This is a genomic window from Bergeriella denitrificans NBRC 102155, from assembly GCF_001592185.1.
Taxonomy (GTDB): domain Bacteria; phylum Pseudomonadota; class Gammaproteobacteria; order Burkholderiales; family Neisseriaceae; genus Neisseria; species Neisseria denitrificans.
The window spans coordinates 1-6,858 of record NZ_BCWL01000114.1 but is presented as its reverse complement, the minus strand read 5'-3'; the positions used below and the strand labels follow the sequence as shown (position 1 = coordinate 6,858).

The window sequence follows — 6,858 nt, the reverse complement described above, 5'->3', positions numbered from 1 at the left end:
TTAAGCAAAACCGCTTATTCATACACCTTCAACAGTTCCACTTCAAACACCAGCGTGGCGTGCGGCGGAATGACACCGCCCGCACCGTGTGCGCCGTAGCCCATTTCGGAAGGAATGGTCAGCTTGCGTTTGCCGCCTTCTTTCATGCCGCCGAAACCCTCGTCCCAGCCCTGAATGACCTGGCCCACGCCCAGCGTAATCGTCAGCGGCTGGCGGCGGTCGAGGCTGGAGTCAAACTTCGTACCGTCTTCCAGCCAGCCCGTGTAATGCACGGTGATTTCTTTGCCCTTCACCGCTTCTTTGCCGAAGCCCTCTTGGATGTCTTCAATAATCAAGCTCATGTTTTTTCCTTTTATCAGTCAATAAACCACGCCGCGATTATACCGCAGGCCGTCTGAAAAACGGCAGCTTTTCAGACGGCCTCCAGCCGCGTTTACCGCTTCAACTTGGCAAACGCATCCGCCATAGCGCTGTTTTGCGGCTGCTTTTCACGCGGGTTGCGGGGGGTTCGTTCGTTGCGGCCGGTATGACGCGGGGTTGCTGAGTTTTCAGACGGCCTGCCGCTGCGCTTGACAGTTTCGGGTTCGTCGTCCAAGCGCATGGTGAGGGCGATGCGTTTGCGGGCGGCGTCCACTTCCAGCACTTTGACTTTGACGACATCGCCGGCTTTGACGACTTCGCGCGGGTCTTGTACGAATTTATTAGACAGGGCGGAGATGTGGACGAGGCCGTCTTGGTGCACGCCGATGTCCACAAATGCGCCGAAGTTGGCGACGTTGGAAACCACGCCTTCCAAAATCATGCCCACCTGCAAATCTTTGATTTCATTCACGCCTTCGGCAAAGGTGGCCGTCTGAAATTCGCCGCGCGGGTCGCGGCCGGGTTTTTCGAGTTCGGCCAGGATGTCGAGGATGGTGGGCAGACCGAATTGTTCGGTGGTGTAGTCGGCGGGTTTGATTTGTTTGATTTTTTCGCGGTTGCCGATGAGCTCGGCGGCACTGATGCCTTGGTCGGCGAGCATTTTGGCGACGACGGGGTAGGCTTCGGGGTGGACGGCGGATGCGTCAAGCGCTTCTTTGCCGCCGTTGATGCGTAAAAAACCTGCGGCTTGTTCGAAGGTTTTTTCGCCCAGACGCGGTACTTTGAGCAGTTTTTTGCGGCTGTCGAACGCGCCGTTTTCATCGCGGTAGGCGACGATGTTTTGCGCGAGCGTGCTGTTGAGGCCGGAGATGCGGGCGAGCAGCGGGGCGGATGCGGTGTTGACGTCCACGCCGACGGCGTTCACGCAGTCTTCTACGACGGCGTCAAGGGATTTGGCGAGTTGGCTTTGGTTGACGTCGTGCTGGTATTGGCCGACGCCGATGGATTTGGGGTCAATTTTGACGAGTTCGGCCAGCGGGTCTTGCAGGCGGCGGGCGATGGAGACGGCGCCGCGCAGGGATACGTCTAAATCGGGGAATTCTTTGGCGGCGAGTTCGGAGGCGGAATAGATGGATGCGCCTGCTTCGGAGACGACGATTTTGTGCAGCTTCATTTCCGGCAGGGTTTTGACGAGCTCGGCGGCGATTTTGTCGGTTTCGCGGCTGGCGGTGCCGTTGCCGATGGCGATGAGTTTGACATGATGCTGCTTAATCAGGCGGCCTAAGGTGGCGAGCATGGCGTTTTCTTGATGAAGATAGACGATGACGGTGTCCAGCAGTTTGCCGGTGTCGTCCACCACCGCGCATTTCACGCCGTTGCGGTAGCCGGGGTCGAGGCCGAGGGTGGTCAGGCGGCCGGCGGGGGCGGCCAGCAGCAGGTCTTTGAGATTGCGGGCGAACACGGTAATGGCGTCGGTGTCGGCCTGCTCTTTCAGACGGCCTAAGGCTTCGAGTTCGAGCGACAGGAAGATTTTGGCGCGCCAGGTCAGGCGTACGGTGTCGCGCAGCCATTTGTGGCCGTCTGAAAGATGAAAGTGCGCGGCGATGATTTTTTCGTATGCGCTCTGCTCGGTAATCGGGGTTTCGTCGGGTTGGTATTTGAGGGCGATGTGCAAAATTTCTTCGTTGCGGCCGCGCAAAACGGCCAATGCGCGGTGGCTGGGCATGGCGCGCACGGCTTCGCGGTGGTCGAAATAGTCTTTGAATTTTTCGCCCTTTTCTTCCGCACCGGCAATCACTTGCGCGTGGATTTCGGCTTCGTTCCACAGTTTTTCGCGCAAGCGGCCGATGAGTTCGGCGTCTTCGGCAAATTGTTCCATCAAAATCGCGCGTGCGCCGTCGAGCGCGGCTTTGGTGTCGGGCACGTTTTCATTGGTAAACGGCGCGGCGGCGGCTTCCACGTCTTGCGGCTGCTCATTCAGCAATACGTCGGCCAGGGGCTGCAAACCGTGTTCGCGGGCGATTTGCGCTTTGGTGCGGCGTTTGGGTTTGTAGGGCAGATAAAGGTCTTCGAGCGCGGTTTTGTTGTCGCAGGCTTCGATTTGCGCGCGCAGGCCGTCTGAAAGTTTGCCTTGCTCTTCAATGGATTTGAGCACGGTTTCTTTGCGCGCCTCCAGCTCGCGCAGGTAGGTGAGCCGTTCTTCCAGATGGCGCAGCTGCGTGTCGTCCAGCCCGCCGGTGGCTTCTTTGCGGTAGCGGGCGATAAAGGGTACGGTGGCACCGTCGTCGAGCATTTCAACGGCGGCGGTGATTTGGGCGGCGGTGGCGGAGAGTTCGCCGGCGAGGGTGGAGATGATGTTCATAAGTTCGGACAAAAAAGCAAAGGGGTAAGCATAATCAGATTGGCGGGGTTTGTCATCTGCCGCCATGCAGACAGGCCGTCTGAAAACCGCCGCGCAAACCGGTACGGCAAATGCTTCATCTGCCGATAGGAAATGGCGGTATTTTCAGACGGCCTGTTTGGCATAGCAGCGCAGATTAACGCAAAACGGTTTTCATCCAGCGGCCGACCCACTGCTTCTGCTTGGCGTTGATGTCCTCGCGGCTCGGGGAGTCGCTGCTTGCGGGGACGGGGGCGAAATCGAATACTTTCGGCAGCTTGGTTTCTTTCACGGCGGGATACACCCACATTTCGGTCGGCAGCGCCTGCTGCACCTGCGGGCTTTGCAGCCACTGCACCAGCTTGGCCGCCAGCTCCGGCTGCTTCGCGCCCGCCAGCACCGCCGCGCCCTCTACCTGGCGGAACACGCCGCCTTTCAGAAACAGGTTGCCGATGGGCGGCTCGCTGTACTGGCCTTTGCCGTAAAACACTTCCGCCGCCGGGCTGGTGCTATAGCCGACCATCAGCGGATACGCGCCGCCGTTGCGGCTGAAATCGGTGTAATAGGCGTCGCTCCAGCTTTTGGCGACTTTCACGCCGTTGGCGCGCATAGCCTCCCACCATTGAAACGCGCCCTCTTCACCCATGCCGCCGATATTGGCCAGCAAAAACGCCAGCCCGGGGCTGGACGTGGCCGGATTGGGCGTTACCAACAGGTTTTGATATTGCGGCTTGGTCAAATCCTGCAGCGATTTCGGCAGCGGCAGCTTGTGTTTCGCAAACCACTGTTTATCGTAATTCAGCGCCACATAGCCGTAATCCACCGCCAAAATCGCCGGCATGGCGGCTTTCAGCGGCTGCGATGCGGGCTGCTTGGCGGCCAAAATGCCCGACTGCTGCGCCTTGCCGATATTGGCATTGTCCAAACCGTACACCGCGTCGGCAATCGGCTTGGCCTTGCTCAACACCAGCTTGTTGAGCATTTCATTGCCGCTGCCGGCCTTAATCACGGTCACTTTGGCATCGTGCACCTGCTCAAATCCGGCCAACACTTCCTTAGGCAGGGCAAACGAGCCGTGCACCGCCAGGCGCACTTCGGTTTGCGCCCAAGCGTTGGCCGCCAGCAGCAGCAACGCGCTCAAGAGTAATTTAGGTTTCATTCTGATTTTCCTTTGTGTTTCTATAATTGCGTTCATCGTACAACGAACCGTCGGCAGCAGGACTTCTCAGGCCGTTTCACGATAAAATGCCATGATACCAAATTTCACCCGACCGACACACATGACCGATACCGTTTGGCTTTTCGATCTCGACAACACACTGCACAACGCCGATGCGGGCATCTTCGGCCTGATTAACCGCGCCATGACCGACTATATGGCGCAGCGTCTGCATCTCGATACCGAAGCGGCCTCCAAGCTCCGCCAAGACTATTGGCACCGCTACGGCGCGACGCTGGCCGGATTAAGCATCCACCATCCCGAAATCGACATCCACGAATTTCTGCGCGAGAGCCACCCGCTCGCAGACATTCTGGCCGCGCTGTCACCCATTGCCGGCACGCGCGACGCCCTCGCCCGCCTGCCCGGGCGCAAAGCCGTATTTTCAAACGGCCCGTCGTTTTACGTTGCCGCCGTGATTGACGCGCTGGGCTTGGGCGACGCGTTTGAACGCTTGCTGGGCACCGACGACTTCGGCCTGCTTTACAAACCCGATGCCCAATCCTACCGCAACGTCTGCGCCATGCTGGACACCGACCCCGCCCGCTGCATCATGGTGGACGACAGCCCCGCCAACCTGCACGCGGCCAAAGCTCTAGGGATGCGTACCGTATGGTACGGCGCGCAAGCCCACGCGCTGCCCTTTGTCGATGCCGCCGCCCGCAACATGGCCGAACTGGCCGAAGCCGGCCTGCGCGTGCTGAAATGTCAGCAGCAGCCGACACCGCGCGGCACGACTTGGGCAAAACCGGCGCAGTAGCCATCGGTCGGGCATTTTTGCCCGACAAACCGTGGACATTCCGGCATTTCTGAAATTTCAACCATGTCGGGCAAAAATGTCCGACCGACGGTTTGGCGCCGCCGCAAGCAAAATCGGGTAAGGCCGATAGGAATATGCGGGCAAATTTATTACAATGACACCAAGATGACCGTCGTCCCCCCGTTTCGCCTGATACGGCATAGCACGACGATACCCTTCCACCTATTTTCTTCAGGATTACCGCCATGCGTTACGCCCTGCTCATTCTCGCCGCCGCCCTGTCCGGCTGCGCGTGGGAAACCTATCAAAACGCCGAAGGCAAAACCGCACTGCGCCCCAAATATGAAGCCGGTACGCGCGTGTATTACCAAGACGGCTCCTACTCCCGCAACATGAATTACAACCAATACCGCCCCGAACAGCACGCCGTCAAACCCGAGCGCGAAGTGGAACACGACGTGCGCGGCACCACCTGGGAAAAACCGGCGCAGTAGCCTTAGGTCGGGCATGTTTGCCCGACAAACCGTTGACATTCCGGCATTTCTGAAATTTCAACCATATCGGGCAAACATGCCCGATCTACGGTTTGGCACCGCACATGATTTTCAGACGGCCTGAAACCATCAATACCCCTATAAAACCAACAATCCGAAAGACATTCTGAAATGAGCCAAACACCTTTACACATCGTCATCCTCGCCGCCGGCAAAGGCACGCGCATGTATTCCAAAATGCCGAAAGTGCTGCACGAAATCGGCGGCAAGCCCATGGTCGAGCGCGTTATCGACACCGCCGCCCTGCTGAACCCGCAAAGCATCTGCGTTGTCATCGGCCACGGCAAAGAGCAGGTATTGGCAAAAGTCAAACGCGATGTGGTGTGGGTCGAACAAACCGAGCAGCTCGGCACCGGCCATGCCGTCAAAACCGCGCTGCCGCACCTGCCGAAAGAAGGCCGTACGCTGGTACTCTACGGCGATGTGCCGCTGACCGACGCCGCCACTTTGCAGGCATTGTTGGACGCGGCGGGCGGTGAAGTCGGCCTGTTGACCGATGTACTCGACAACCCCACCGGCTACGGCCGCATCATCCGCGAGGGCGGAAAAGTCGTCGCCATCGTGGAAGAAAAAGACGCAAACGACGCCCAAAAAGCGGTCAAAGAAACCAATACCGGTATTTTGGTGCTGCCCAACGCCAAACTCGAAGGCTGGCTGAACAGCCTCTCCAGCAACAACGCCCAAGGCGAATACTACCTCACCGATCTGATCGCGCTGGCCAATTCAGACGGCATCGCCGTGCATCCCGTGCAAGTGCGCGCCTCGCATCTGGCGGCGGGCGTGAACAACAAAGTGCAACTGGCCGAACTCGAGCGCATCTTCCAAACCGAGCAGGCGCAAGAATTACTGAAAGCGGGCGTCACCCTGCGCGATCCCGCCCGCTTTGATTTGAGAGGCCGTCTGAAACACGGCCAAGACGTGGTAATCGATGTAAACGTTATCCTCGAAGGCGATGTTGAAATCGGCGACGATGTGGAAATCGGCGCCAACTGCGTGATTAAAAACGCCAAAATCGCCTCCGGCAGCAAAATCGCCCCGTTCTCCAGCTTGGAAGACTGCGAAGTCGGCGAAAACAACCGCATCGGCCCTTACGCTCGCCTGCGCCCGCAAGCGAAACTGGCCGCCGACGTACACATCGGCAACTTCGTCGAAGTGAAAAACGCCAGCATCGGCGAAGGCACCAAAGCCAACCACCTCACCTACATCGGCGACGCCACTGTCGGCAGCCGCACCAACTTCGGCGCGGGCACGATTACCGCCAACTACGACGGCGTCAACAAACACCAAACCGTTATCGGCGACGAAGTACGCATCGGCTCCAACAGCGTCCTGATTGCGCCCGTGGTCATCGGCAACCGCGTCACCACCGGCGCCGGCAGCGCGATTACCAAAAACTGCGAAGACGGCAAACTCGTCCTCGCCCGCGCCCGCCAAACCGTCATCGAAGGCTGGGTACGTCCGGAGAAGCCGAAAAAGTAAGCGGCCGCGCAAAGCGGGCAACTTGTTGCCCACCACCCGATATATAGTCAACACGCGTTTGGGATAAGCAGCATCTGACCGCGTCCAACCCGTATCCATGCCAAAA

Annotated in this window: 6 protein-coding genes; 3 read left to right on the top strand and 3 right to left on the bottom strand. The window is 58.8% G+C overall.

Annotation, left to right across the window (positions count from 1 at the left end):
- Positions 1-14 precede the first annotated feature (14 nt).
- The 3 genes from BDE01S_RS07000 to BDE01S_RS06990 form a co-directional block, all read right to left on the bottom strand.
- Complete coding sequence (locus tag BDE01S_RS07000) at positions 15-341, bottom strand: FKBP-type peptidyl-prolyl cis-trans isomerase (RefSeq protein WP_066079300.1); 327 nt, start codon at positions 339-341, stop codon at positions 15-17.
- Between the two features lie 92 nt (positions 342-433).
- Positions 434-2,722: a Tex family protein gene (locus BDE01S_RS06995; protein ID WP_066079302.1), complete on the bottom strand. Its 2,289-nt coding sequence runs from the start codon at positions 2,720-2,722 to the stop codon at positions 434-436.
- 175 nt (positions 2,723-2,897) lie between these two features.
- Positions 2,898-3,899 carry a thiamine ABC transporter substrate-binding protein gene (locus tag BDE01S_RS06990; RefSeq protein ID WP_066079296.1) on the bottom strand — a complete coding sequence of 334 codons (1,002 nt, stop codon included), beginning with the start codon at positions 3,897-3,899 and terminating at the stop codon, positions 2,898-2,900.
- Between the two features lie 121 nt (positions 3,900-4,020).
- Here BDE01S_RS06990 and BDE01S_RS06985 point away from each other — a divergent pair, with 121 nt between their 5' ends.
- From BDE01S_RS06985 to glmU, 3 genes are all read left to right on the top strand, one after another.
- Positions 4,021-4,719 carry a pyrimidine 5'-nucleotidase gene (locus tag BDE01S_RS06985; protein WP_066079293.1) on the top strand — a complete coding sequence of 233 codons (699 nt, stop codon included), beginning with the start codon at positions 4,021-4,023 and terminating at the stop codon, positions 4,717-4,719.
- A gap of 245 nt (positions 4,720-4,964) precedes the next feature.
- On the top strand, positions 4,965-5,213 hold the full coding sequence (locus BDE01S_RS06980; RefSeq protein WP_066079287.1) for a spore cortex protein: 249 nt from the start codon (positions 4,965-4,967) through the stop codon (positions 5,211-5,213).
- 171 nt (positions 5,214-5,384) lie between these two features.
- Positions 5,385-6,752, top strand: coding sequence for a bifunctional UDP-N-acetylglucosamine diphosphorylase/glucosamine-1-phosphate N-acetyltransferase GlmU (gene glmU / locus BDE01S_RS06975; protein ID WP_066079284.1), 1,368 nt, complete (start codon positions 5,385-5,387; stop codon positions 6,750-6,752).
- The last annotated feature ends 106 nt before the right edge of the window (positions 6,753-6,858 follow it).

Coding starts and splice junctions, on each gene's coding strand:
- BDE01S_RS07000 (WP_066079300.1), bottom strand. CDS start 341: ATGAGCTTGATTATTGAAGACATCCAAGAGGGCTTCGGCAAAGAAGCG.
- BDE01S_RS06995 (WP_066079302.1), bottom strand. CDS start 2,722: ATGAACATCATCTCCACCCTCGCCGGCGAACTCTCCGCCACCGCCGCC.
- BDE01S_RS06990 (WP_066079296.1), bottom strand. CDS start 3,899: ATGAAACCTAAATTACTCTTGAGCGCGTTGCTGCTGCTGGCGGCCAAC.
- BDE01S_RS06985 (WP_066079293.1), top strand. CDS start 4,021: ATGACCGATACCGTTTGGCTTTTCGATCTCGACAACACACTGCACAAC.
- BDE01S_RS06980 (WP_066079287.1), top strand. CDS start 4,965: ATGCGTTACGCCCTGCTCATTCTCGCCGCCGCCCTGTCCGGCTGCGCG.
- glmU (WP_066079284.1), top strand. CDS start 5,385: ATGAGCCAAACACCTTTACACATCGTCATCCTCGCCGCCGGCAAAGGC.